This window comes from Infirmifilum sp. (assembly GCF_049970975.1).
Taxonomy (GTDB): Archaea; Thermoproteota; Thermoprotei; order Thermofilales; family Thermofilaceae; genus Thermofilum; species Thermofilum uzonense.
Window position 1 is genome coordinate 43,580 of the sequence record NZ_JBMFLX010000001.1, and the last position, 23,087, is coordinate 66,666.

The 23,087-nt window shown below is 44.9% G+C and carries 27 protein-coding genes; 12 read left to right on the forward strand and 15 right to left on the reverse strand.

The features are described from left to right. Positions 1-25: 25 nt before the first annotated feature. Together ACP5KC_RS00275 and ACP5KC_RS00280 are read right to left on the reverse strand one after the other, a co-directional pair. Entirely contained in the window at positions 26-1,093 is a 1,068-nt protein-coding gene (locus ACP5KC_RS00275) for a TrmB family transcriptional regulator (RefSeq protein WP_424737626.1), read from the reverse strand. A gap of 71 nt (positions 1,094-1,164) precedes the next feature. After that, positions 1,165-2,109, reverse strand: a complete 945-nt coding sequence (locus tag ACP5KC_RS00280; RefSeq protein WP_424737628.1) for a thiamine-phosphate synthase family protein — start codon at positions 2,107-2,109, stop codon at positions 1,165-1,167. Between the two features lie 184 nt (positions 2,110-2,293). Between ACP5KC_RS00280 and ACP5KC_RS00285 the strand changes: the two genes are divergently transcribed. The 3 genes from ACP5KC_RS00285 to ACP5KC_RS00295 are packed head-to-tail and all read left to right on the forward strand — an operon-like array spanning position 2,294 to position 5,202. After that, positions 2,294-2,917: an ECF transporter S component gene (locus ACP5KC_RS00285; RefSeq protein ID WP_052883511.1), complete on the forward strand. Its 624-nt coding sequence runs from the start codon at positions 2,294-2,296 to the stop codon at positions 2,915-2,917. Beyond that, positions 2,871-4,469, forward strand: coding sequence for an ABC transporter ATP-binding protein (locus ACP5KC_RS00290; RefSeq protein ID WP_424737632.1), 1,599 nt, complete (start codon positions 2,871-2,873; stop codon positions 4,467-4,469). The genes ACP5KC_RS00285 and ACP5KC_RS00290 overlap by 47 nt, the downstream gene beginning before the upstream one ends. Next, entirely contained in the window at positions 4,459-5,202 is a 744-nt protein-coding gene (locus ACP5KC_RS00295) for an energy-coupling factor transporter transmembrane component T family protein (protein WP_052883513.1), read from the forward strand. The genes ACP5KC_RS00290 and ACP5KC_RS00295 overlap by 11 nt, the downstream gene beginning before the upstream one ends. Here the strand turns inward: ACP5KC_RS00295 and ACP5KC_RS00300 are convergent. Genes ACP5KC_RS00300 through ACP5KC_RS00330 form a run of 7 tightly spaced genes read right to left on the reverse strand, consistent with a single transcriptional unit; the run spans position 5,191 to position 10,593 of the window. After that, entirely contained in the window at positions 5,191-5,952 is a 762-nt protein-coding gene (locus ACP5KC_RS00300) for a PH domain-containing protein (protein WP_428286705.1), read from the reverse strand. The two genes, ACP5KC_RS00295 and ACP5KC_RS00300, sit on opposite strands and share 12 nt — an antisense overlap. A gap of 33 nt (positions 5,953-5,985) precedes the next feature. Beyond that, entirely contained in the window at positions 5,986-6,492 is a 507-nt protein-coding gene (locus ACP5KC_RS00305) for an ECF transporter S component (protein ID WP_273433143.1), read from the reverse strand. A 39-nt stretch (positions 6,493-6,531) separates the two neighbouring features. Next, complete coding sequence (locus ACP5KC_RS00310; RefSeq protein WP_273433144.1) at positions 6,532-6,975, reverse strand: hypothetical protein; 444 nt, start codon at positions 6,973-6,975, stop codon at positions 6,532-6,534. A gap of 3 nt (positions 6,976-6,978) precedes the next feature. After that, positions 6,979-7,689, reverse strand: a complete 711-nt coding sequence (locus ACP5KC_RS00315) for a purine-nucleoside phosphorylase (protein ID WP_273433145.1) — start codon at positions 7,687-7,689, stop codon at positions 6,979-6,981. Between the two features lie 32 nt (positions 7,690-7,721). After that, complete coding sequence (locus ACP5KC_RS00320; protein ID WP_424737640.1) at positions 7,722-8,492, reverse strand: FkbM family methyltransferase; 771 nt, start codon at positions 8,490-8,492, stop codon at positions 7,722-7,724. A gap of 14 nt (positions 8,493-8,506) precedes the next feature. Beyond that, positions 8,507-9,226, reverse strand: a complete 720-nt coding sequence (locus ACP5KC_RS00325; protein WP_052883519.1) for a purine-nucleoside phosphorylase — start codon at positions 9,224-9,226, stop codon at positions 8,507-8,509. Between the two features lie 20 nt (positions 9,227-9,246). Beyond that, positions 9,247-10,593 (reverse strand): amidohydrolase family protein, encoded by a 1,347-nt coding sequence (locus ACP5KC_RS00330; RefSeq protein ID WP_052883520.1) that lies wholly within the window; start codon positions 10,591-10,593, stop codon positions 9,247-9,249. Positions 10,594-11,031: 438 nt separating this feature from the next. Here ACP5KC_RS00330 and ACP5KC_RS00335 point away from each other — a divergent pair, with 438 nt between their 5' ends. Beyond that, the gene (locus tag ACP5KC_RS00335) at positions 11,032-11,778 is read left to right on the forward strand and encodes a hypothetical protein (protein ID WP_052883521.1); all 747 of its coding nucleotides are present in this window, start codon (positions 11,032-11,034) and stop codon (positions 11,776-11,778) included. 239 nt (positions 11,779-12,017) lie between these two features. On the opposite strand, the gene ACP5KC_RS00340 is transcribed toward ACP5KC_RS00335, so the two are convergent. The 4 genes from ACP5KC_RS00340 to ACP5KC_RS00355 form a co-directional block, all read right to left on the reverse strand. Continuing rightward, positions 12,018-12,359: an ArsR/SmtB family transcription factor gene (locus ACP5KC_RS00340; RefSeq protein WP_428286706.1), complete on the reverse strand. Its 342-nt coding sequence runs from the start codon at positions 12,357-12,359 to the stop codon at positions 12,018-12,020. Positions 12,360-12,440: 81 nt separating this feature from the next. Continuing rightward, a complete protein-coding gene (locus tag ACP5KC_RS00345) occupies positions 12,441-12,842 on the reverse strand; it encodes a hypothetical protein (protein WP_428286707.1) in 402 nt (133 codons plus the stop codon). Between the two features lie 203 nt (positions 12,843-13,045). Beyond that, complete coding sequence (locus ACP5KC_RS00350) at positions 13,046-13,513, reverse strand: DUF7144 family membrane protein (RefSeq protein ID WP_428286708.1); 468 nt, start codon at positions 13,511-13,513, stop codon at positions 13,046-13,048. A gap of 58 nt (positions 13,514-13,571) precedes the next feature. Then, on the reverse strand, positions 13,572-14,840 hold the full coding sequence (locus ACP5KC_RS00355) for a Glu/Leu/Phe/Val family dehydrogenase (RefSeq protein WP_273434321.1): 1,269 nt from the start codon (positions 14,838-14,840) through the stop codon (positions 13,572-13,574). A 176-nt stretch (positions 14,841-15,016) separates the two neighbouring features. On the opposite strand from ACP5KC_RS00355, the gene ACP5KC_RS00360 reads away from it, so the two are divergent. From ACP5KC_RS00360 to ACP5KC_RS00385, 6 genes are all read left to right on the forward strand, one after another. Then, a complete protein-coding gene (locus ACP5KC_RS00360) occupies positions 15,017-15,367 on the forward strand; it encodes a hypothetical protein (RefSeq protein ID WP_428286709.1) in 351 nt (116 codons plus the stop codon). Between the two features lie 50 nt (positions 15,368-15,417). After that, the gene (locus ACP5KC_RS00365; protein WP_424737656.1) at positions 15,418-16,365 is read left to right on the forward strand and encodes an aldo/keto reductase; all 948 of its coding nucleotides are present in this window, start codon (positions 15,418-15,420) and stop codon (positions 16,363-16,365) included. A 43-nt stretch (positions 16,366-16,408) separates the two neighbouring features. After that, positions 16,409-16,723: a hypothetical protein gene (locus ACP5KC_RS00370; protein ID WP_052883528.1), complete on the forward strand. Its 315-nt coding sequence runs from the start codon at positions 16,409-16,411 to the stop codon at positions 16,721-16,723. 86 nt (positions 16,724-16,809) lie between these two features. After that, a complete protein-coding gene (locus tag ACP5KC_RS00375) occupies positions 16,810-18,156 on the forward strand; it encodes an APC family permease (RefSeq protein ID WP_428286710.1) in 1,347 nt (448 codons plus the stop codon). A gap of 157 nt (positions 18,157-18,313) precedes the next feature. Next, on the forward strand, positions 18,314-18,667 hold the full coding sequence (locus ACP5KC_RS00380) for a hypothetical protein (RefSeq protein ID WP_424737660.1): 354 nt from the start codon (positions 18,314-18,316) through the stop codon (positions 18,665-18,667). A gap of 17 nt (positions 18,668-18,684) precedes the next feature. Next, on the forward strand, positions 18,685-19,194 hold the full coding sequence (locus tag ACP5KC_RS00385; RefSeq protein WP_236944946.1) for a hypothetical protein: 510 nt from the start codon (positions 18,685-18,687) through the stop codon (positions 19,192-19,194). On the opposite strand, the gene upp is transcribed toward ACP5KC_RS00385, so the two are convergent. Then, complete coding sequence (gene upp, locus ACP5KC_RS00390; RefSeq protein WP_052883532.1) at positions 19,187-19,834, reverse strand: uracil phosphoribosyltransferase; 648 nt, start codon at positions 19,832-19,834, stop codon at positions 19,187-19,189. The two genes, ACP5KC_RS00385 and upp, sit on opposite strands and share 8 nt — an antisense overlap. 112 nt (positions 19,835-19,946) lie before the next feature. Here upp and ACP5KC_RS00395 point away from each other — a divergent pair, with 112 nt between their 5' ends. Next, positions 19,947-20,840 (forward strand): damage-control phosphatase ARMT1 family protein, encoded by an 894-nt coding sequence (locus ACP5KC_RS00395; RefSeq protein ID WP_428286711.1) that lies wholly within the window; start codon positions 19,947-19,949, stop codon positions 20,838-20,840. Positions 20,841-20,874: 34 nt separating this feature from the next. Next, on the forward strand, positions 20,875-21,744 hold the full coding sequence (locus tag ACP5KC_RS00400; protein WP_428286712.1) for a formate dehydrogenase accessory protein FdhE: 870 nt from the start codon (positions 20,875-20,877) through the stop codon (positions 21,742-21,744). 16 nt (positions 21,745-21,760) lie between these two features. Here ACP5KC_RS00400 and ACP5KC_RS00405 read toward each other — a convergent pair whose 3' ends face one another. Next, a complete protein-coding gene (locus ACP5KC_RS00405) occupies positions 21,761-23,086 on the reverse strand; it encodes a TldD/PmbA family protein (RefSeq protein ID WP_052883535.1) in 1,326 nt (441 codons plus the stop codon). Position 23,087 lies beyond the last annotated feature (1 nt).

A 23,087-nucleotide genomic window follows, 5' to 3' on the forward strand; every position in this document is an offset into this window, starting at 1 on the left:
TATATTGTATTCGATATGATTGTCTTCAGCCCGTCTCTTCGTGTATTTCAAAGTATTCGCCAGCAACCTCTTCAGCTATAGCGTCTAGTCCTCCAACCCGTATTATGCTTGTTCCTGTATCGACTTTAAAGTGAGCATAACCGGCCGGCAAGTCTAGGACAGCGTCTACAATACGTCCCTCCACCTTCACTTTAGCACCAGTATCTACCTCATATCCTTCGGCAATCAGTCGGAGTTTCTTGTTTTCGAGAAGTAGCTTCCTAGTTTCATACAAAGCCATGCGATGAAAAGTGAACCTTAAAGGAAAGTTAAATTTATCATCTACAACGACCTTAGAGCTTACCCATCTATTGACGTAGTCGTGAGACAGATAATCAACCAGTGTTCTCTCTTCTAGAAGGAAGCCATGTTTGAGTGGTAGAGTCGGTCTAGCCTTTAGGACGCCACCTAGGGAAGAATCAACAACTACCACTATGTCCCCTGAAATAGCTACACGTAGCTTTTTAAGGAACGGCATATCTTCAATGATAAATTTAGCTCCCCGCTCCCCCAGAGCATAGCTAAGGACATATACGCTTACACCCCGTTTAATTGCCGCGTCGATCTTGTCGCTCAGAAGATGTATGAACTTGATATCCCCCATCACGAGAGCATCAATCTTAGCCTCGTCTAGCATTTGGGATATCCTACTCTTCGCTACTTCGGGTTCCCGAATAATCCAGACTCCGAATTTTTCCTCGAAAGAAGGTTTAGAAATGCTCTTCATGTATTCAAGAGCCTTCGTCGTTAAAGCGTTAAACTCCCGCATGAACATACTAGTTAGTAATTGAGGGTCAACAGCCCGATACTTCTTTGGACGGCCCCCTAGCTCCTCTATATAACCTTTAGAGGAGAGGCGTGTAAGAGCGACATGAATCTGAGGACGATGCCTAACAAGATAATCCGAGATCTCGGGAGCGCTAAGGGGTCCTTTTTCCAGGAGAATCAAATATAGTTCGGCCTCCAGGCCTGTAAGACCCAGCATCCTGAGTAGTTGAATGGCGTTCTCACGAGGAGAACCCACGGAGAGGTCCCCTAAAGATCCTTCCCCCATTCTTAGTCAAAAGAGAGTAGTTTAAAGGGTTATTAATATTTATTCACGCTTAACTATTGCGATAGAAGAGATTATTGTAGATTATGTTTTCTAAGAATAGTTACATAGATTTCAGCTAGTGATACCGCTATATTAGCAACTTCTACGGCACGTCTCCCAAAAATGTACACGTTTGGCTCAATATAGTCCGCTCCATTATCCACAAGTATCTGACAGTCAGGGCATTCATCGAAAAGTACGGGTGCTGCTGCGGCTACAGGGTTAGCCGCAGGATACTCACTACTACTGAACTCCTTAAACTTCAAGTCCATCGTCACGAGCGCTTCTTCTACAAATCGATCATACTTTATATTCATCACTGCCCTATATTTCCCATCGATGGACAAGAGAACACCTCCTAAATGCCGGCTAGCCCCAAACTCTGGCTTCCTGTACAGAATACCACCCCTTTTATCAGGTGAGATTCTACCAGGAATCGCGACGACATCGAACAGACCCTTAGCACCAGGAATAGCCAGCGCAAGATTCGATAAAACCTCTGGGATTAAAAAAGGGAACTCATTTGAGGAAGACAAGATCATGAGAGCTCTTTCAATATCAGCCATAGCTAGACCCTTACTCACATCAAGGTCTGGATAAACCATTTTTGTACAGATATAGCACTCACTTCTTCTCCAACCATACTTTTCATGAGCTTTGCAAGCATCTCCTCCTGCCAGAATCAAAAGCCAATACCTGTTAGCCAACATCCCGGCAGTGTTTATTTCACCCTTAGCGACATAATCAGCGATCTTTCTAGCTATCAACTCTATCTCGGATATCTGCACATTCAATAATTCCATGTCTCTTATGATAGAGTTCCTATTGTTTCTCATCATCTTGCTAACAGCTGCCTGGGTAACCCCGAGCGCTCTTGCAATCTCGGTCTGCGAAAGACCTCTTTTTCTCAGTTCATTTACTAGGATCTTGCGAAAACCCGGGACGAATATATTGAAGGCTATTCCCTCCGGGAACATCGATATACATAGTCTCTCATATAAAACTAGGTTATAAATCTTCGCTTGAAAGAAAATATACGTAAAATATAACACTTGCATATATCCCATCCTCCTCATAACTTGGTTATAGAAAATAACATTAAATTTCACATTTTATGAGAAAACTTTATAACCAGATTATAGATTTTAATCAGCGGTTGAAATGAAAACACGGTTAACAGTAGTTGAACTTGTTTTCACAGCAGCGATATCCACGGTAATAGGGGCTATCTTTCTTGTATGGTCGAACATCGTGTGGGATGCCACAAAGCTAATCCTAGGTTTACTCTTCCTCCCGATTATATATGGAATGTGGTTTATAGGAGCAACCATCCCCGCATACATAATAAGAAAGCCAGGAGTGGCTCTGCTAGGCGAGGTTCTAGCATCCATAATGGAAATGGCATACGGGTCCCAGTTTTCCTCGACAGTTCTCCTCTATGGATTCATGCAAGGTCTACTCTCTGAGCTAACCTTCATGGCTACACGGTACAAAAGGTGGGGGTGGGTCACGATGACATTGGCTGGTGCCATGCCTGCTCTCTGGGCGGCACCTGCTGACACTATCCTATACGGGATAGCTGAGCCCTTAACCCCCGAGCAGAGAGTAGTCTTCTGGTCTCTGTATTTCGTCAGTGGAGGAATATTCGCGGGGATACTCGTTAAAGCGGTAATCGACGCTGTGGCTAGATCAACTCCTATCCTTGACCCCTTTGAGGTGGCTAAATCGGTGAAGTCACTTGGAGACAGTCTCAGTCGATTCCCTCAGCGTCTCATTAGGGTTTAAAGAATTCCCAGTAATAAGGGATGTTTCCTTCACACTGAGGAGTGGGGAAACTCTCTTAGTTTTAGGTCCCACAGGCTCAGGAAAGTCTACCCTTTTACTCGCTTTATCCGGTGTTATTCCCGAACTTATAGTAGGGAAAGTTGAGGGAGACATACGTATAGTCGGGCACGATCCAGCCTCCGAGGGCTTGAGGGGAATAGCTGGGGACGTTGGTATCGTTTTTCAGGATCCAGAGGCGCAGATAATAATGGACTCCGTATTTGAAGAAGTTGCTTTTCCACTCGAAAACTTCCTGTATCCGAAGGAGTCCATATTTGAAAGGGTGGAGAAATGCCTTGAGGACACCTACCTCGCACCATACAAAAACGAGCAGACAGATACCCTTTCAACTGGTTTGAAGCAAAGGCTTGCTCTGGCTAGCGTTCTCTGCTTTAAGCCTAAAGTTCTCTTATTGGATGAGCCTACAGCCCACATAGACCCAAAGTCATCACTTGCAATATATCAGATATTAAGGAGGTATAAGAGTGAGGGTGGTACGATAATTCTAGTCGAGCATCGGCTCGACTACCTGGAGGGACTTATCGATAAAATACTTTTTCTAAATAATGGGAGAGGCATACTAGCAAGCAATTTTAACGAGCTCCTTGAGAAGATACCCTTTGAAAGTCTTACTCAGGCCGGTATCTGGTTGCCTTTTTCTACCCTTAAAAATAGATCGGAATTATCTAAACCAGTAGTAGATTTTTCAAGAGCTAATACCACTCGAGAGGACTCTGTGGTAATGGCTGAAAAACTCAGCGTGATTATTGATCAGAAGGCCGTATTGAAGAATGTATCCTTTAAAGTCAGCAGAGGAGAGCTTTTAATCATTGTGGGCCCCAACGGTAGCGGAAAAACTACTCTTTTGCGGGTAATTGCCGGGCTTATAAAGAGATACTCAGGAAGTGTAATTGTCCTGGGTAGGAGACCAGCACTTTCGCAGGTTGCCTATGTCTCACAGATACCTGAACACCAGTTTACAGAACGCAAGGTGATCGAAGAGGTTGTGTCTGGCCTAATCGCAGGAGGACTCTCAAGGGAAAAGGCCTTAAAGGTCGCTATGAAGACACTCGAGGACAGAGGTTTAAGCCATCTGGCTGAAAGCGGTGTGTACGAGATTAGTCAGGGTGAGAAGAGATTGATCTCTCTTATCGAGATGGAGCTTCTTGACAGGCCAATTCTTCTACTCGATGAACCCACATTTGGCTTGGATCTAAGGCACACCGTTTCTGTCCTAAAGTGGATTGAAAGCATGCTTGATAAGCGAAAAACAGTGATAATGGTTACACACGATACATGGGTTCTTCCCCTCCTCAATGCTAGACTTATAGGCCTTTCAGAAGGCAAGATTATTTTTCAAGGATTTTTTAGCGATCTACTTAAGCAGCAAAGGGTCTGGGAGGGTCTTAACTTCTCCCCGCCACCCGTTTTTCGAGAAGCTTTTAGCTCTGAGCAGATAGAAATCGCTATGCGAGAAATGCGAAACGCGGTGTTCTCAACATATGACAGGTAAGAGTACGGAATTGCTTAGAAAAATCAACCCGGTCGTGAAACTCTTCGCGGTGACGGTAGCAGTTTTTACAGTAGCATTATTTCAGAATATCATTACAACTATCGTAAACCTTGCTGTTTCACTCCTACTGGTTTTTCTCTCAAGACCAAAAATACATAAGTTTATTCTTACGGGGGTAGCTTCTACACTCATCGGCTATACATGGGTAACTTATGTTCTGTTCACTTTAAACATTGGGCTTGAACCCTCTCTGGCGCTGTATAAGACGCTTCTACTGTCAGCTCGAATACTCATAATTATCCTTTACTCCATGTTCTTTGTCGCGACAACAGGACCCCAAGAGCTTGCCTCAGCTCTGACGCTGCAACTAAAAGTGCCCTATATATACTCCTACATGACTTTTGTCACACTTAGAATGTTTCCACTGGTAAGGAGAGATCTAGAGAACATGGTAGCCTTCAGGAAAATGAAAGGCTACTTGAAGCTTTCAAGGCCCTGGCAGCTAATAATCTCTGTGGCAGCCCCTCTTCTCTATTTAGTCGTTAGGAGATCTGTTATGCTTGGCATTGCGATGGAATCCAGGGGCTTTGGCAGGTACCCTTCAAGGACATTTATTGAAGAAACTACAATAACAATTCTAGATGTTTTATTCCTTTTAGCGGTGATTCTACTACTCATTCTCTCCATATCTGCATCTTTTATCTTTAAAGTGCCTCTCGAATTATCGCTCTAGAATAGCCCTCTTCACGTCGTTATAATTTCTCACTCCAAAAATACAATTCCAGGGTCTGGGCTCTACACCCACAACTCTCTTACCACCTCCAACCAGGACTCCCACCCCTCTTTTTTCAACTGAGACTCCACTAAGGCTGAATGTGTCTCCAAGTCCTATCTGGCTCTGGGTAACAGGTAATATGTGAGCGTAGCCAAAAAGGTGTCCGAGAAATGGTACTATGACTACAACATCGCTGACAAAATCTTTTCTAACTACTCTTTCCCATTTATTTACGAAGCCGCCTTTTATCACAATTGTGTCCGGGAAGACGTAATAAGTGAAGCTTCTCCGGTATAGATCTACACCTAGGACTCCAATCAAAGAATAAGCTAAGAATAGGAGGATGAGGGTGTTAAAATCCCCGGGTACTATGCTAAGCCTCCTGGTAGCCTCTACTACAACGAAGCCTCCCAGAGTGAAGACAAGTGGCTTAAGGTCTACCCGTACTATCCAGTTTAACACGCCTAAAGCGGTGGAGATTAGAAAAGCTGAAACATAAATAAGGCTGGAGGGGAAGTGTAGCATTGTAATCCATAGCAATATCGGAGATAGTGTTTGGAGCTGGGTCTTAAACTCTACAGGCAAACCCAGCCATAAAAGATGAGCAAGTACTAAGCTTAGGAGGGGCAGGGAGTAAAGTAAATAAACTCCAAGAAACGAAAAGACCGTCGGCTTGTCCTTCCAAACCGCTTCATAGTGCCTGCTCATACATGTTGCTGTTAATTTCAGGTTGAAAGCAGGTTAAATCATTTGTGAGACCTTCCTAATGACCGAATTATTCTCGAGAGGTCTAACAAGTAAAGCCGAAAGAACTACGGAGACAAGTGTCTGCCCCCCTATATCTCGAATAAGAGATGTCAGGGCCGGGATTAAGCCTTTGACGTATACATTCACAACAAAGTATGTAAAGCTCATAACCAGTCCAGCTGTTATCATGAGCATAACCTTTGTCCGAAAACTCTTGCCTTTAGCAAACCCTGCAATGTAACCTTGTAGACCATGAGCCACTAGGGTTACGTACCATCTTGGATACCCGACTATTATGTCAGCAATCACTGGTCCGATTAGACCAACAGCAGCCCCGACTTGACTGCCAAAGAGTAAAGCGGCTAGATAAATGACCGTGTCACCTATATGCGTATAACCCGTGGGACTCGGAACAGAAACAATAGCAGTTATAGCTGCACAGAGTGCAGAAAAAACTGCGACGATAGCCACAAATACGCTCCACTTTCTCTGTTGTGCCACAGAATCATTTTAACGTTTGATACCTTTATCTTTTTCTTTTCATAAGTTCTTTTTCATAAGCCTCTCAACCCTAGAGAGATATCTCGCGGTTTTAACAGCTTGATTACTCACCTCAATAGGCGAACCTTCCTCTATGACTACATGCCTTATCATGACGTCTTTACCAGACACCTTAGCAGCTTCTTCAACAGCATGATGCAACCCTACACAATGGGGAGACCCGTCTACCGTCAGAACAACCACCTCCTCGAGGTTCACACGTGCAAACATGGAGGCCACCTTTAGAGCCACAACGTTAAAGTGCTCTGACTCTAGACACACAGCCAGCGGCGTTCTTCCCTGCGAAAAGCTCTCGTATATTTCGGGGTATTCGTCCCTTACACACGCTCCGTATATTAGAACGCGGCGAGTCTCACGTATGAGTTTTGAGGCTACATTAGTCTCAGTAAGGCGCTTGTAAGCGTGAAAGTGCTCGCAAGTCAAGCCTCACACCTTAATAGAGACAAGTGTATCCAGTGCAAGGGTACCCGCCATCCTAGTTCTTTCAAGCAATTCCTCCTCGGAAACGATCCTCTTGTCTTCTTCAAGCAAGTGCCCGTTGACTACAAGTACTGCAGCTGCCTTAATGCCTCTCAACATGGCTATAGTGAACAGTGTTGCGCACTCCATCTCAACCGACAATGCTCCAAGGCTTGCCCACCTTTCAGCTATGGCCTTATCCTCTGCATAGAAGGCGTCGCTACTTACAACGGGTCCAGCGTGGACAGGAAAACCTCTTTGTTGGGCTTTGGAAAACAGGAACCATGCAAGCTCGAGATCCGGGGCTGCTGATACACTCAAGTCTCCAAAATACTGCCTAAAAAGACCCCCATGGTAATAATGAGCAGCTGTGGGAACAACGAGATCACCGACAGAGACCCTACTACTAAGGCCTCCAGTGGTACCTAGGCGTACTATGGCTTTAGCCCCACTCTGAATTAATTCTTCAAAAACAATCGCAGCACCCGCTCCTCCCATTCCATGCGTGGCTATCGCAACTTCAACCCCCCTCCATACTCCTGTATAAACGAGTAAACCCCTGTTCTCGTTGACCAGGACAGCGTTTGATATCGTGTGGGAAAGAAGCTTTGCACGACCGGGGTCTCCAACCACGAGAACCCTGGGAGGAACCCTATCAACCTTTATATGAAAAGGCATAGAAAAATCTTATAATAATCCATATTTTAGGCTTACCGTCTGCTCAACGCGTAAAGGAAGCTTTGATGCGGCGTCTCCCCGTCATTTACAACGATTAACCGGTACCTCTCCTCTAGGACCTTGCCGAGCCGCTTTAATGAAGAGTAACCCTCATGAATCTCTACAACTATCTTCTCAACGTCAAACTCCTCAAGCGCTCTGGTAGACTCCTCTAAAACATCCCCCTCAGAGCCCTCGACATCTAACTTTAAGAGATCTATTTTCTTAAATCCAGACATCTTTAGGGCATCCATCAAGGTCAGTTTAAAGACTCTTAACCTGCCTACAACCCTTGAAAAATCCTCTACATAGCCTTTAATAAGAGAAGAGTTCACCAAACTTTCTCCCAGGTAAAACCAGCCCCATCCTCGTCTCTTACCAACAGCCACGCAGAGAACTTTTGCTCTTTCATCAACCTTGTTAAGTTTAAGATTCCAGTAAATGTATTTGCAAAGAGCTGGGTTCGCCTCCACAACAGTTACCTTAACTCTTTTTCCAGCTTTCAGGTTCTTCACGCTATATAGGCCCAGGTATCCACCTATGTCCACGACTCGTTCTGAACCCCCTGCACGAAATTCCTCAAATCTCTCGTAGTCCTTGTAGATAAAGATATGTGCATAGTTTAGCGTAGCCTCGTGTATCTCACTGCGAGGGACAGCTAGCCTACATGACGGAAAAAGTAAGAGAGCAGAATCACCAGTCAGCGATGAGGCTAGGCTATAAAGATCAACGAGTCTTCTCAGAGAAAAATCGATGATGTTCATGATTATCTAAAATTCTATAAAGGAATCGAAACAACAGCGTCCAAGACGGCACGTGCAGCCTTGTCCACAGCAGCTTTTAACTCCTCCGCTGTAGCCATCTTCGCGTACACTTCTCCGATAACATCACTGACCACAAATGATACTCCAGCTTTAACTCCACGTATTCTCGAAAGGACGAGAAGCGTTGCCGCCTCCATGTCCACGGCGATCATTCCTCGTTTAATCCACTCGTTGAGAAACTCGACTCCAGCATAGAAGTTGTCGCTGCTGATAACGGGACCTACAAAGTACCTGAGGTTGTGCTCCTTTGCTTTCTCTACAAGAAGCCGGAGCACATCGTAGTCGGGAACTGCTACCATGCAGTCGTTCTTAGAATACGTGCTCAAGGTTCCTCCTGGAGCATAAGAGGCACCGGTAGCTATCACCATGTCTCCTACCCTCATCTCGCGCATCAACCCACCGCACGTGCCAAACCTTACGAGAAGCTTCGCTCCCAGCATTATCAGCTCTTCGAAAACGATCGCAGCGGATGGGGCCCCTATCCCGTGTGTCGCCACGGAAACATCTACACCTTTCCACTTCCCAGTATATACTAGAAAGCCTCTATTCTCGTTTACTAGTCTTGCATTTTCAAGCATCGTTGAAAGTTGTTTGACGCGGGCGGGATCGCCTGACACAATAACGCGGGGCGCGACGTCCCCGGGTTTAGCTAGTATGTGGAGGGGTTTGGCCATAACTTGAAAAACTTAATCGACTATATTTCTTTTACCTTCAGCAAATTCTCGAGCTCTGGATTCTCGTTCAAAGCTTTTCTAAGGAGGGACATCGCGGCTGCCTCGCCTCCATGAATTACTCTTTCCTCGTCAAGACCCACGTGTCTCCCGCCTCTAACGACAATTCTTCCCTTAACGATAACCGTGTCAACGTCACCAGTAGTGGCCGAGTATACGACTAGAGCGTACGGGTTAAAGGCGGGTCTCAAATGTGGCTTCTTGATGTCAAGCAAGACTAGATCAGCCTCAAACCCCCTCTTAATTATGCCTGTTCGAAGCCCTAGAAGCCGTGCAGTGGATCGCGTAGACATTTCCAAGACATCGTAAGCGTTCCATAAACCGACCCTCTCGGCCAACAGTCTCTGACCGAAGATGAGTAGCCGCATCTCTTCGAAGAAGTCAGTGTTATCGTTATAGCAGGGGGCGTCAGTGCCTATAGCTATGTTTCCCCCAAGCTGCCAATAATCATAAGCATGGAACCTCGTCCCCGAGAGAAGATAGGTTGTAGGGCACTGTGCTATTATGCTTCCGGAGTGTGCAAGGAGGGCTTTCTCCTCGTTAAGAACATAGTTTGCATGAGCCACTATAGTCCTGCCACCAAGAAGACCCAAGTGCAAGGCATATTTAACGGGAGTAAAGCCAGTCCTCTCATGCACTACCTTAAATTCCCTCTGGGTTTGTGCCAAGTGTAAGTGTAGAAATAGCTTATCGTTTTTCGCCTTTTCGGCCAGGAAGACCAGATTCTCTCTATGCACGGTATCAGTTGCATGGGGCGCGAGGACAGGCGTTATAAGCTCGTGGTTCTTCCACTTATCCACAAAGTCAAGGGCCTTACGCAACTCCTCACTTCCCACGAAAGGACCATCTATGTCCATGTATGTATGGCCCAGAAAACCTCTGATACCTACTTCTTCAACAGCCTTAGCGATCTCATCCATGAAGAAATAGTGATCGGCAATAACGGTAACACCGCTTTTAACCGCCTCTAACGCGCCTAAAAGTGCCAGCCTGTATGCGACATCCGGGGTAAGACTCTTCTCCAAAGGCCAAAAAACCTTGTAGATGACCTCGCCAGCATCAGCCGCGAGCCCCCTGAAACCAGTCATAGCGATATGAGTATGGGCGTTAATGAGCCCCGGCATCACAATTTTTTCACGCCCATCAATCACATCGTCAGGCTGTCCGTATGCTGATACTATAGTAGCGTAGTCTCCGATGGCTTCTATAACTCCATCCTTGATTAAAATGGATTGTCTTCTAAGCAAGCCATTTACTCCATCCATAGTCAAGATGAACTCAGCGTTTCGGATTATAATCGATCCAGTCACATACACTATGGGACCCTGCGTGAAATAAAAATTAGCCCTTGAGATGAAGTCGAGAGTTTACGGCCATATTACGATTATATTATAATCGATGTTTATGAAAATATTCGGTTTAAAAAACATAATCTTTAAAATAAATTCCCATATTTTTAACGTAAATGTTAGTTTAAAATAGAATTCTACCACATAATCAATCGAAAAAATGCAAGTTACCCCGAAAAAATCAGAAAACATATTGAGATTTAGCAATGAAGAAAACGAAAGATGCATAATGTATAGTATATCATGTATTATAAATTCCGTGATATGAAATTCGTATTACGTATTTCATATTACGGAAATCACTGTATAAAATAGATAAATTTCCCAGTAAAATCTCTTTTTATCTCCCGAGCACCTATAACGAAAAGGATAATTTTAGCCGACCATACTCAACTACTCATGATAACAATCTACGCACACCCAAGATGCTCAGACTCCTTCCATGTATATCAACTATTGGAGCAAAATTCACTCCTTGAAACGGTAAAATTTGTCAACACTGAAACTAACCCTTTATCCGCACTTGAAGCGGGAGTCTTCGCCGTACCAGCATTCGCTAAGGCTGGTAAAGTAGTACTCCAGGGGTATTTCGTTGACGAGGAGATCCTAGAGTTAGTAAAGGCAGGATCTATACTCATAGAAGATGAAAAAAGCGCGCTTGATAGGCTCATTAAAAGCATTCTTTCCTCATATCTAACCTCTTCCATTGTTTACTTGAAAGGCTCCTTTGATGTGCTTCTCCATTCGGAGCAATTTCTGCTTTCGGCTAGTGGTGCTTTCTTTCTTCCGGAACAAAGAAACTTCCTAAGCATGGCTTACAAGTACCTCAGTGGTTTGAAGATCACGGAAGAAAACGAAAGAAGCTTTCATAGGATAATAGCTGGAAATTATATCAGGGACCTCTACTGGATCAGAGGAGGCAACATCTCGAGAACTACTTTGGAAAGCTTGGGTGAGAACCACTTCCGCGAGTGGATTCTTCAACGCTCAAGTATAGGTAGGGTCTTCGTTCCCCAGTCATACCCACTTACCGCTGAAGTTCTTGATAGGATTCATAGGGCGTGGATCTATACCCTGGAAAGATCCGAGATTATAATCCAGAGGGTTAGGGAGGAGCAGGAAAAAATACCCAAGGATTGGCTTTAACCTCACTGCTTTCTCAGAAAGCTCTAATGTTATGGGTGATTCGGTGAATGGCTTTATTTTTTAAAGGTTTCTTTAAACCGTACCGTGTTGCGTGTTTTATCAAGGTTTTTGGCGGAGGTTTTCCTCGTTTTGGGGGTTTTTTGGATTTTTGATGTTCTCGGGTCTTGCAGTTTTGCGTCCACAAAACAGCGTATTACGCTTGTATTTCAAGGGAGAAGCTGTTTTGCATTTCAAGGAAGCTACTCTAAAACTAGGGCTAGGCTGCGGCCCTCTTCGAGTATCTTTATGAGGACGCTCCGGAGGAGCTTGCAGGCCTGGAAGAGTTCCGGGTACCTTAAGCTATAGTATACTCTGTTTCCCCTCCTCTCCGACGCGATGATTCCGAGCTGTTGGAGGTATCCAAGGTGCCTGGAGACAACGGGTTGCGGCTGCCCGGTAAGCTCCACAAGCTCTGATACGCTTTTTTCTCCATCCTCGAGCAGTTTGACTAGCTGGAGTCTAAGGGGGTGGCTCATAAACTTGCAAAGCCTGGCTTGCATCTCGTAGAGCTTCTCTTCAGGAATATTAGCTGGTTCACCCATAATACATCATGTATAAAGGATGATAGACATATTAAAATATATCTTGTTTATGCTATAATTCAGCGCAGTGACACGATTATTCTAAGTCTTGGACCTTGGCACAGTGGGTTCAGGGATGACGGGCAGCGTCTTCTCCTCGTCGTTCCGGAAGTTTACCTCCAGTCTAATAGTTGTGGGAGAAGTCTTGGCGAGACGTGGAGGAGTTATCACTTTGAATTGGAGTGTTGATTTTTCACCGGGTTCTAAGCTGAAACTCTGTTTTTGAATTCTTGGACTACTAGAGCCGATGTATAGTATTTTATCTTTGAACTCGACTTTAAGTATCGAGTGTTCAAGACCCCATTCTATCTTCTCGATGTTCAAATCCACCTGAACCCTTCTTCTCGCGTGGTTTTCAATTTTTATGCTGGCTTCGCTCGAAATGGGTATTAGTACCGTTTCACCCTTGAGGTTAACTGTCACGTTAACTTGAGGTGAGGTCACTATAATCACCTGTGCATGAGAAACCTGATCGGCTTTTAAATAGTATTTAGTTCAATCCTTTTCCTAGGTTTTCATCACGTCTTCAGGCGCGGCCAGCCTCTTCACGGTTCAATTATAGCTACGCAATCACGTTAAAAAGTCCACGCTAAACTCATTATAAAAAAAATCAGATAAAAACGAATTTTTTTTTAAAAAAATAAAATTTAGGTCGAGAAGGAAACTTTGACTCCGAAGAAGTCCTTAACGTGCGGCTTGAAGAAGTAGTACAGGATTACCGCATCTATCACCAAGGATACAAGCGAGGTGATCTCACCCATGGCAATGTTTACGAGTGAAGACAACAATGAAAGTATACCCAGTATTACGCTGAGCCACCATGCCCAGCTCTTACCTTTCCATAAGCCCCAGCTTACAAGGAATGCTATGCCTCCAGATACCAAGAAGAAGAATCCGAGAGCTCCAGCCACGGCTATCACAAATGCTGGTTCGCCCATGGCTGTAAGCTCATGAGTGATTAATGGTCCGAGAACGATGAAGGAAATTCCCGCTAGAATGAATAGTGCTGCAGAAATAAACCCAAGGATAGAGAGAATAGTGATACCTAAGGGTCGCTGTTTAGGAGGAGGTGGCGGTGGTGGAGGTGGAGGAAGTTGAGGTGGTTGTTCGGACATGATTATCAAAAATTGAAAATGAAGAGATGCTTAATAAAGATTTGCTAACTGGACGGTTTTAAAGCCATCCTCTTAGCTTCATCGCGTTATACACTCTCCTTAAAGCTAAGACGAAAGCCGCGTCGCGCATCGTCACTAGCCTATCTGATCTTTCATCCTTCAGCTTTTCCCAGAGGTCCGCGGTTCGCTTAAAGTTCTTTTCCATTATAGAGGCGAGTCTCTGTCTAGTCTCCTCCTCGTCCCAGAACCACCATTGGAGGTTTTCCACCCATTCAAGATAAGACGCTATAACGCCTCCGGCGTTAGCCAGGATGTCGGGTACTGCGGCTATGAAGTCTTTTCTAGAGTAGAGTATCTTTTCGGCCTCCGGCGTTGTAGGGCCATTTGCAGCCTCGATTATAAGTCTCGCCTTTACCTTGTTTGCATTGCGCTCTGTGATCGCGTTCTCTATTGCAGCTGGGATCAGGATGTCAGCCTCCGCATATAGGGAGGCCTCAGGATCGTTGAGCTTGTTGCCCTTTGGATAGTTAATTATCCCTCCAGTCTCCTTAACAACCCTCATCCCAAGCTCTGGATCTATACCGTTGGGATCATAAACTGTTCCCGTTATATCGCTTACAGAAATGACCTTGGCTCCTAGGCGGGTCGCCCATAGGGCGGCGTACTGTCCAACATTACCGAATCCATGTAGCGCTACAGTTTTACCCTCGAAACCGTCCAGCCACCTCTCGGCTGCAGCCTTAGCAGCGATGACTGTTCCAAAGCCTGTCGAATAAATTCTAGCTGGGTTCCCCCAGAGCTCCGGCGGCTTAGCGGTGAAAACAGCTGGAACATTGTAGCCTTTCAGCTTGCTGTACTCGTCAACCATCCACGCCATTATTTGCGGATTAGTGTTTACATCAGGAGCTGGGATGTCCTGCTCCGGTCCGATAATCGATGCTATAGCCCTAACATAACCACGGCTTAACTGCTCAAGTTCTCGCAAGCTCAGCATTTTAGGATCGCATTTCACCGCACCCTTGCCACCGCCATAGGGTATGCCGGCGAGAGAGTTTTTAAGAGTCATACCCATTGCTAAAGCTATGCCTTCTTCCAAAGTTACTTCAGGGTGAAATCTTATACCTCCCTTGTAGGGTCCGAGAGCATCATTATGTTGAACCCTATATCCCTCAAATACGACAAGTTTACCATTATCCATTTTAACAGGTATTTTAACCATAAGGATCCTGTCAGGCTTGCTCAGATAATCGTAAGTCTCCTGTGGGAGGCCTGCAAGCTCGATGGACTCTTTAAGGACCTTCAACATCCATTCTAAGTATGAAGACATTCAAGCTCGGTTTTTACATTCTTAAAGATTTATATAAATTTTTCTAAAAAATTACTTAATATGTTGCCTATAAAAAATAATCTTCTTGGATTGAAAATAAAAGAGCTTAAGCAACACGTTATTCCACCCCTTTCCTAGATAAAAATTTAAAAATACGTTCCTTAAGACTACACAATATGGAGGTATTGCAAATCATAATTCTCATCGGAGTTACAGTTTCCATCGCCATTGCCCTAGCACTTTTTGCCTCTAATATCACTTCCCCTTACATGCAAACCGAGTTAATTGATATCAGTTATGTCATTCTAGGCAACCAAACCATCAGCATTCAGGTGAAGAATAAAGGGCCTAAACCCGTTAGTATAGTTGCGGTTAAAGCAGACGGCAAGTATTATCCTCAGAACATAGTTGTAACTCCTGGAGAAGCGGCTACCCTAAGAGTCCAAGTAGAACCTATAGGAGTTTTGCACGAGATTAGAATTGTTCTGGCTTCGGGTACCGAGTACCCTCTTCTTGTAAAGTTATAACTTCCACTATACACGAAACTTATTTAATCTCGCAGATATTATCGGTTTCCGTGGAATACACATTCCTAGGTAACACAGGGGAAAAGATTTCTAGGATAAGTCTTGGGGCATGGCAGTTTAGTGAGAGCTGGGGAGTAACTGAGTACGAGATAGCTAAAAAGGTCATTATCGAGGCTGCCAACCAGGGGATTAACCTTATTGACACGGCTGAAGTCTATGGGAGAGGGATGAGCGAACAGTTTATTGGGAAAGCGCTCCGAGAGCTCAACCTTAGGGAACACTTTCTAATTGCCACAAAGATCCCGGGGGATTTCTTGGCCGAGCACGACGTCTACAAGGCCGTCGAGAAAAGCATCAGTAGACTCCAGGTGAAAACGATTGATCTAATGCAGGTTCACTGGCCCCCCTGCTGGCACAACTTCCCCACCTGCGAGTATATGCGTGCCCTGGAAAAATTAGTCCACCTGGGAAGGATTAGGTACCTCGGGCTCAGTAATTTCCCCCCGATTCTCGTTGAAGAGGCGAGATCCTGCTTATCTACCGAGGACGTGGTCTCCCTGCAGATTAGATATAACGTTGTAGAGCGAGACGCTGAGAAGGAACTTATACCATATGCTGAACGCGAGGGGCTCACGGTTCTAGCATGGAGTCCACTGGCAAAAGGGGCTGTCACAGGAAAATATACTCCTGAAAATCTACCTAAATTCGAGGACGTTAGAGGGGGTGAGGCCGTCTTCCATCCTGAGAACTTCAAGAATGTCTACAAGGTCGTAGAGGTCCTGATGGATGTTGCGAAAAAGTATGGTAGGGAGCCTTCACAGGTCGCACTCAACTGGCTTATAATGTCCAGTCCAAACGTTGTTCCAATACCAGGGGCCAAGAACGAAGAGCAAGTTAAAAGTAATGCGGGAGGCGCGGGTTGGAGGATGAGTATCGAGGACTGGCTTAGGATTAAGGAAGCTAGCGACAACTTGAAAATAACGCGGGTCCTCTGGTAAAAAACACTAAGTATATTTACTTTGCTTATTATTTTAATCTTGTATGAGTGAAACAATTGAAGTCGAGGTTATAAGACCAGTAAACCCCACCGGTGTAAGCTTCATTAAGTATCTATGGGGTGCCATCGGGGCTAAGAACCGAAACGTGATCCAAGAATACCGCAGAGAGCTTACCAGGCTTGTTCAGAAACTGGGCTTCGTCCTTGAGGAAAAAATAGGAACGAACAAGCTTATAACAGGTAAAATAGTTCTTGAGCTACAAAACGGGAAGCCCGTGAAAATAATAGCTAAAGACCTAAGAATTTGGCAAGAGACCGGTAGTTATCCTGAGGCTATTACAGCGGAGTTCAAGGAATAATTCAAATAAAATTTAAAGAAACTCCGTATTATTTTCTCATATATTCATAATAGAACATTTAATATAGAGACGAATCAACATATCGTATGACGGAACTAAAGAGAGAGCTTGGACTAGGCTATGCAACCCTATTTGGGGTAGGGCTCATCCTCGGCGCCGGCATCTATGTATTGGTAGGGCGTGCAGCGGGTCTTGTGGGAGATGCTGTATGGATTAGCGTGGCCTTCTCAGGATTAATTGCCCTCTCCACCGCTTTTTCTTACGCAGAACTCGCATCGATGTTTCCGACAGCTGCTAGCACCCATACATACATCGAGAAAGCTTTTCCTGATCTAAGAATTCTAGCCTTCATATCTGCGTGGCTTATATTCTTCGGAGGCGTAGCAGGAGCTGCTACTGCTGGTCTAGGGTTTGCAGGATATTTCCTGAGCGTAACAGGGATGTCCTCTACGAACATGGTTCCTGTCACGATAATTCTTCTAGTGTTCCTTACCTTTCTCAATTGGTGGGGTATCAAGGAGAGTGCCGCTTTGTCAGCAGTGTTCACCATTATAGAAGCATCCGGGCTGCTACTCGTGGCGGCTTTGGGCTTCCTATTCCCGGTCCGTTCTCCCAACTATCTCTCTTTTAATCCCAGTGTTAATCCGATCCTGGCTGTAATGGTGGGAGCCTCTATATTCTACTTCGCGTATACAGGTTTTGAATACCAGCCAACTCTCAGCGAGGAGACAAAAAATCCAGAAAAAATAGTGCCAAAAGCCATTGTTCTCGCAATAACCGTTACGACGGTGGTTTACCTCCTGGTTACCCTAGCTGTTGTGCGTCTAATGGCCTGGGACGAACTGGCGCGCAGCAAGGCACCTCTAGCTGAGGCCGCCGCACGCGTGTGGCCTCCAGTGTACTCTCTGCTGTCAGCTATAGCCCTCTTCGCGACAACAAACACTGTATTAGGTTTTCTTGTATCAGCCTCCAGGCTTGTGTATGGACTATCCAAGGAAGGCGTGATAGCCTCCTCTTTTGGTAATGTAGACAAGTGGCGTCGAACGCCAGGTATTGCCGTCATATTTACCGGTGCCCTCTCTATTTTCCTCGTGCTCTTTACAGACTATCTTCCACAGGTTACGGGGTGGAGGTTATCCTTCGGGGGCTTCCAGTATGAATTAATAGACCTGGTCGGTAAAACAGCCAGTCTCTCAGTCCTGATCGCATTCATCCTAGTGAACATGTCTGTGATTGCTCTAAGATTGCGGAATCCCGATAAGAGAAGATACTTTAAAATTCCATTAAGCATCCGTGGTCTACCGGTGTTACCCCTGCTTGCAGATATCTTGATAGTATTTTTCATAGCTGTAAGCTTTAACGACTGGATAGTATGGCTGAGTACGATCTTAATATCAGTTTTAGGGCTTCTCTTTTACAGAAAACAAACCTAAAGGTGACTTGCGGAACTTATAAATCCCGCATTAACAGTAAAATATCAGATGATGAGGGTTTCTGGTTCAGACTTGTGAAGAAAGCTTGATTAGCTGAAGTAGATCCATCATGGTTAAGCTTTAATGTTAAGGAGCTATTTTTGCTGTTAGGCATTATATGGAGGAAGTAATTGAGAGAGTTAAACTAGAGGTTCAAAGATTCCTTACTGGAAATCCTAGATATCAGGGAGCACTGATAGTTTTTGGCGGAAACGTTTTAGAGATTGGTGAAGTAAAGAAGGAGGCGGGAGAGGTCGTAATCAACGCGGTGAATTTTATAGCCGCGACTTTCAAGCAGCTCCTGGCGGGATCTCCGAGGTACTTTGTAGCTGAGGGTAAAGACTATGGAATATCATATGGCAAATTTGGTTTCGACCGGATAATAATTCTCTTTTACAAGAACATTCCACTTGGGACAGCAATGTATGATGTGAAAAATCTAGCCCAAAAGCTGTGGTCGTTAACAGGGTAGAGGTGAGGGAATTGAAAGTGATAGGCGTAGCGTGTCTAGGCACAGAGCCTTCCCGAGAACTTATTTCGAAGGCTCGCGAGTTTGTTAGAGAGTTGGCACGCCTTTGCGGTAGCGGTGTCTATCTGGCTCTAGGGGGCTATTGGGGATTAATGAAGGTGGTAGTGGAAGAGGCTCTCGCTAATGATGTGCAAGTTGTTCTATTTCCACCGATAGAACGTGAGTACGAACAGTTCCCTGGAAAAGTCTTAGTCATCAGAACTGGTATGGGATATAGACTCAGAAGCGTAGTTTTTGTTAGAAGCGTCGACGTACTCACGATTCTAGGAGGCGAAGCTGGAACTTTTCAGGAGGCTGTAACTGCATACCTTGAAGGTAAGCCTGTTCTAGTTCTCGGTAATACAGGACTTATGACGGATAAGCTTGCCGGTTTCACGCCCTACCTTGATACGAGAGAGTTGGCCGAAGTGAAAATAATCTCTGAGCCTAGTGTTTTGGCACGTGAGGCTTGCCGTCTAGTTTCTAATTGAATGCCCTGTCACCAGCATCTCCGAGTCCAGGGACGATAAAGGCTTTCGAGTTGAGTTGAGGATCTACGGCAAAAGTGTATATAATGGATGAGGGATCCGTTTGAAGTATTCTTTGAATGCCTATATTTGTGGAAATCAGGGAGGAGACTATGAAGCGAGAGGGATTCACCTTTTGTCTCACCCGCTTAATAACTTTCGCAAGGGTTGATCCCGTCGCCAGCATCGGGTCAACTATTACAATTACCGCATTCTTTGAAGGTATGGACTCGTAGCTTATATCCACATCCATCCGATAATCGGGGGGAGCGCTTTCCGCCTCTTTTCTTTTAGCAGATAAGAATCCTACATCTGCCTCTTCGAACACCTCAAGCATGCCCCAAACCATTGGAAGAGCTGCTCTAAGCACCCCGATTACACTTATTTCTTCAAACCTGAAGGCCTTCGTTTCGACGTTGAGGGGTGTAGATATTGTGTACTCTTTCAGGGGGATTTCTCGGGAAATTTCGACAGCGGAGATGAATCCTGCTTTGAATAATAGTCTCCGGAATTCCTGTTTAGAGGTATTTTTGTCCCTAAGCCTTGAGAGAATAACTTTAGCTGCCGGAGTATCTATGACCTTGATGTTGCTCGTTGAAACCACTTCATGTGGCTAAACAATAATTGAAAAACTTTTCGCTTCAGAATGAGGGATCAGGGTATTATTCCTAGGGCGAGACCCCAACTTATTTATTTATAGCGGGGTTCTTAGTTTTGTGAAGATTGCGCCTGAGTGCATCCAATGTATCTTTGATGTTAGGGCAAAGGAAATTACAAGCGCAAGTCTCTCCGATCATGAGAAAATACTCAAGCTAAAATCATTTCTGGAGTACTATTCTCAGATAGTCACTCCAGACACATCCACCACGCTCTTGAGCTGGCAAGCTTTCAGGAAAGTCAAAGAGCTTATGGGCTCCGAGGATCCCTATACTTCCTTCAAAACAAGGTCGCATCAGGTAGCAGTAGAGCTGTTAAGCGTCATAGAAAGGGAAATTAAGGAGAAAATCGGCTTCGAGCGCTTTCACTACGCTGTTAAAGCCAGTATCGCGGCAAACCTAGTGGATCCCGGGACACCCTCTGGTATTCAGCCTGAAGCTCTAGGAGAAAAGATAAGAGGGTTGAGGCTAGCAATTGATGAGTCCGAGAAACTCTACATGAGATTGCTGCAGAGCAGCAAAGTAACATTCCTCTTAGATAACTGTGGTGAGGCGCTTTTAGACACACTACTTATTAGAGAAATTAAACGTATGGGCGTTGAACTCAAGATTGTGGTCAAGGGAAAGCCTTACCAGAACGATATCACGTATAAGGAGGCCTTAGAATACGGCTTCAATAGTCTCGGCGAAGTAGTCAGCACAGGAAGTGATTTTCCCGGCGTTATACCCGGCTACGTGTCAGAAGAAGCTGTCAAAGCACTAGAGTGGGCCGATGTCATAATATCTAAAGGAATGGCCAACTATGAGGCTTTCCTTTTAAAACCTCCTAGCAAACCAGTTTTTATAATGCTTGTAGCAAAATGTGGAGTCATAGCGCGCGCTGTAGGGGTACAAAAAGGAGAGACCGTAGCTTTCTTTCTGCAAGGTTCCCCGGATCTCAAAAAACTCTTTTAACGTTCCTTTATCGTTAAGTATTTCAATACGACTTGTGTATTCTACTCTTGCTATAAAGCGTCGGGATATAATGGAAGAAAATATTTTGATTGCAAAGGCGAGAGAAATATATAAAGACATACCAATAGATCCTTCTTCTCTTGAAACATATGTAAAGCTTATGGCGCTTCAGGAAACTCTTCAACGTAGATTTTATGGAAAATACACCGAGCTTGACACCGAGAAGATTAAGGAAGTTCTCAGCCAAAATAAGCCTGCATTCCTAGCAGTGGATCTAGGTCTGGACGAGACTGAACTAGGGGAAACCTTGAAGAGTATATCCTCCCTGCTTAAGTCAGAGTTGCCAGATGTATCCAAATCCTTAGAAATAATCGAAAAAGCTTGGGAAGATAAACAACTAAGCATGGTTGAGATCGGAGAGAGCCTGTTGCACGGAAACACAGGTGTCCTTCATGCTAAAGCTGATGAACTAGGTGTCGACCATGAGATATTGGAGGCGGTCTCAGCATGGGTTCTGCAGGTTCTGTTCCAGGCGTTGTCAAAGGAGTTGTCACAACAAGTGGACTTCTCATCATGGTCCATTGGAAAGTGTCCTGTTTGTGGCGGTTATACGAGGCTCGAATACCTGGATGAAAAAGGTAATGCTCACTTAAAATGCCAGTTTTGCGGAACAGAATGGGGGTATCCTGCCGGAAAGTGCCCCTACTGCGGGAACGATGACAAGGAAAAAATTACTGTTGTGGGTATGGACAAGGAAAAAAGGTTTACTCTCAATATTTGCAATAATTGCGGAATGTACTGGAAGGTCGTAGATGAACAAGTCGTGGGACAGGAGATTCCAAGGAGGCTATATGATCTCTGGACTTTTAGGCTTGACATAGTAGCTAGCGGGGCAAAAGGTTGAAGTAAAAAGACAACGACTAGCCGGAGACAGTTATATTTCCGAATAAAATGTCAGGGGTGTAAATTCCAGTATAGGTGTTATTTACATGGCGAGCCGGTCTCAAAGTGTTAGCTATAGAGTATATGTTTCCTGACACCGTGATGGGTTTTATAGGAACAAGGTCTCCGTTTTTAACCAAATAGGGGTTTGACGCGACAACGCTGAAATTCCCCGTGATATAATTAACTGTGTGTACGCTTAAGAGAGAGCCCTCCACAACAACTTTTGAGTCTGAGAGTAAACTTTCCTCGGTATCCTTACCACCCTTAACAACAAGATTAGAGCTCGAGATACCTATTCCTCCTCTTCCTCTACTAGCATTGCCTGTTGAGGATATCTTCATCCGTCTAGCCGTATATGTATTGTGAAGGAAAGATCTTATCACACCATTCTCGACGAGTGTTGTTCTTTGTCTGGGAACGCCTTCGGCATCGAATAAAGTAGTTGACAACCCTCCGGGAAGGGTTCCGTCATCAATGATCGTTATTTCTCCTAGAACTTTTTGTCCTAACTTATCCTTAAGTGGACTGAAGCCTTCCAGTACATTCATGGCATTAAACGCAGGTAATACCAAGTATGAGAGTAGGCTGGATAAAGGCTCTGCTCTGAAAAGCACGTTGCCGGTTATGGTTTGTCCCAGCTTCTCCGCTTTAAGCGTGTCAAGAGCCAAGGTCTTTGCCTTTTCGATGATGGGCTCAGTGTCGTATATAAAGCTCCTAGCACTGATCCAGCCATAACCAGTGCCTTCATTTGTACCGTCAGAAGACTTAAGGGCGACATAGAGACCCATTTCAGTTCCATGGTCTTCAGCCTTGACCCCTCTAGAGTTGTAAGTATAAGTCCTCCATGCCTCGGTAGACCCCCCTACAGAACTTACCTTGAGCCGAGGATCTAAATGCGCGGCTTCATCAATTAAATCTCTCACCGTCTCGGCTAGCTGTTCAATCTCTAGGTTTGATACCCCCTCGTCGAAGCCTACCCAGCTGTGCTTAGGTTTCTCGGGATCGGGTAATCCCTCCCAGTGTGGATCCTCCTCGGCTTTTTCTGCCATCTCTACTGCTTTAGAGACAATTTTCTCTAGATCCTCCCATTCTGAGGATGTAGCTGTAGCTATGGCAACCCTCTTCCCAACAGCAACTCTAACCCACACCTCGGAAACTGTCTTGGATAGTACCTTAGGGAATAATCCCTCAGATTTAACCGTCTTAGAAGATAAGACGGCCATGCTTATTTCTGCCTCGCTTGCCCCTAGCTCAATCGCTCGTTTGATTCCGCGATCCAATAAATACTCGTAGTCAGACACA

Coding starts and splice junctions, on each gene's coding strand:
- ACP5KC_RS00300 (WP_428286705.1), bottom strand. CDS start 5,952: ATGAGCAGGCACTATGAAGCGGTTTGGAAGGACAAGCCGACGGTCTTT.
- ACP5KC_RS00315 (WP_273433145.1), bottom strand. CDS start 7,689: ATGCCTTTTCATATAAAGGTTGATAGGGTTCCTCCCAGGGTTCTCGTG.
- ACP5KC_RS00335 (WP_052883521.1), top strand. CDS start 11,032: ATGATAACAATCTACGCACACCCAAGATGCTCAGACTCCTTCCATGTA.
- ACP5KC_RS00350 (WP_428286708.1), bottom strand. CDS start 13,513: ATGTCCGAACAACCACCTCAACTTCCTCCACCTCCACCACCGCCACCT.
- ACP5KC_RS00375 (WP_428286710.1), top strand. CDS start 16,810: ATGACGGAACTAAAGAGAGAGCTTGGACTAGGCTATGCAACCCTATTT.
- ACP5KC_RS00325 (WP_052883519.1), bottom strand. CDS start 9,226: ATGGCCAAACCCCTCCACATACTAGCTAAACCCGGGGACGTCGCGCCC.
- ACP5KC_RS00285 (WP_052883511.1), top strand. CDS start 2,294: ATGAAAACACGGTTAACAGTAGTTGAACTTGTTTTCACAGCAGCGATA.
- ACP5KC_RS00355 (WP_273434321.1), bottom strand. CDS start 14,840: ATGTCTTCATACTTAGAATGGATGTTGAAGGTCCTTAAAGAGTCCATC.
- ACP5KC_RS00320 (WP_424737640.1), bottom strand. CDS start 8,492: ATGAACATCATCGATTTTTCTCTGAGAAGACTCGTTGATCTTTATAGC.
- ACP5KC_RS00360 (WP_428286709.1), top strand. CDS start 15,017: ATGGAGGTATTGCAAATCATAATTCTCATCGGAGTTACAGTTTCCATC.
- ACP5KC_RS00295 (WP_052883513.1), top strand. CDS start 4,459: ATGACAGGTAAGAGTACGGAATTGCTTAGAAAAATCAACCCGGTCGTG.
- ACP5KC_RS00275 (WP_424737626.1), bottom strand. CDS start 1,093: ATGGGGGAAGGATCTTTAGGGGACCTCTCCGTGGGTTCTCCTCGTGAG.
- ACP5KC_RS00340 (WP_428286706.1), bottom strand. CDS start 12,359: ATGGGTGAACCAGCTAATATTCCTGAAGAGAAGCTCTACGAGATGCAA.
- ACP5KC_RS00380 (WP_424737660.1), top strand. CDS start 18,314: ATGGAGGAAGTAATTGAGAGAGTTAAACTAGAGGTTCAAAGATTCCTT.
- ACP5KC_RS00280 (WP_424737628.1), bottom strand. CDS start 2,109: ATGTTCCCGGAGGGAATAGCCTTCAATATATTCGTCCCGGGTTTTCGC.
- ACP5KC_RS00370 (WP_052883528.1), top strand. CDS start 16,409: ATGAGTGAAACAATTGAAGTCGAGGTTATAAGACCAGTAAACCCCACC.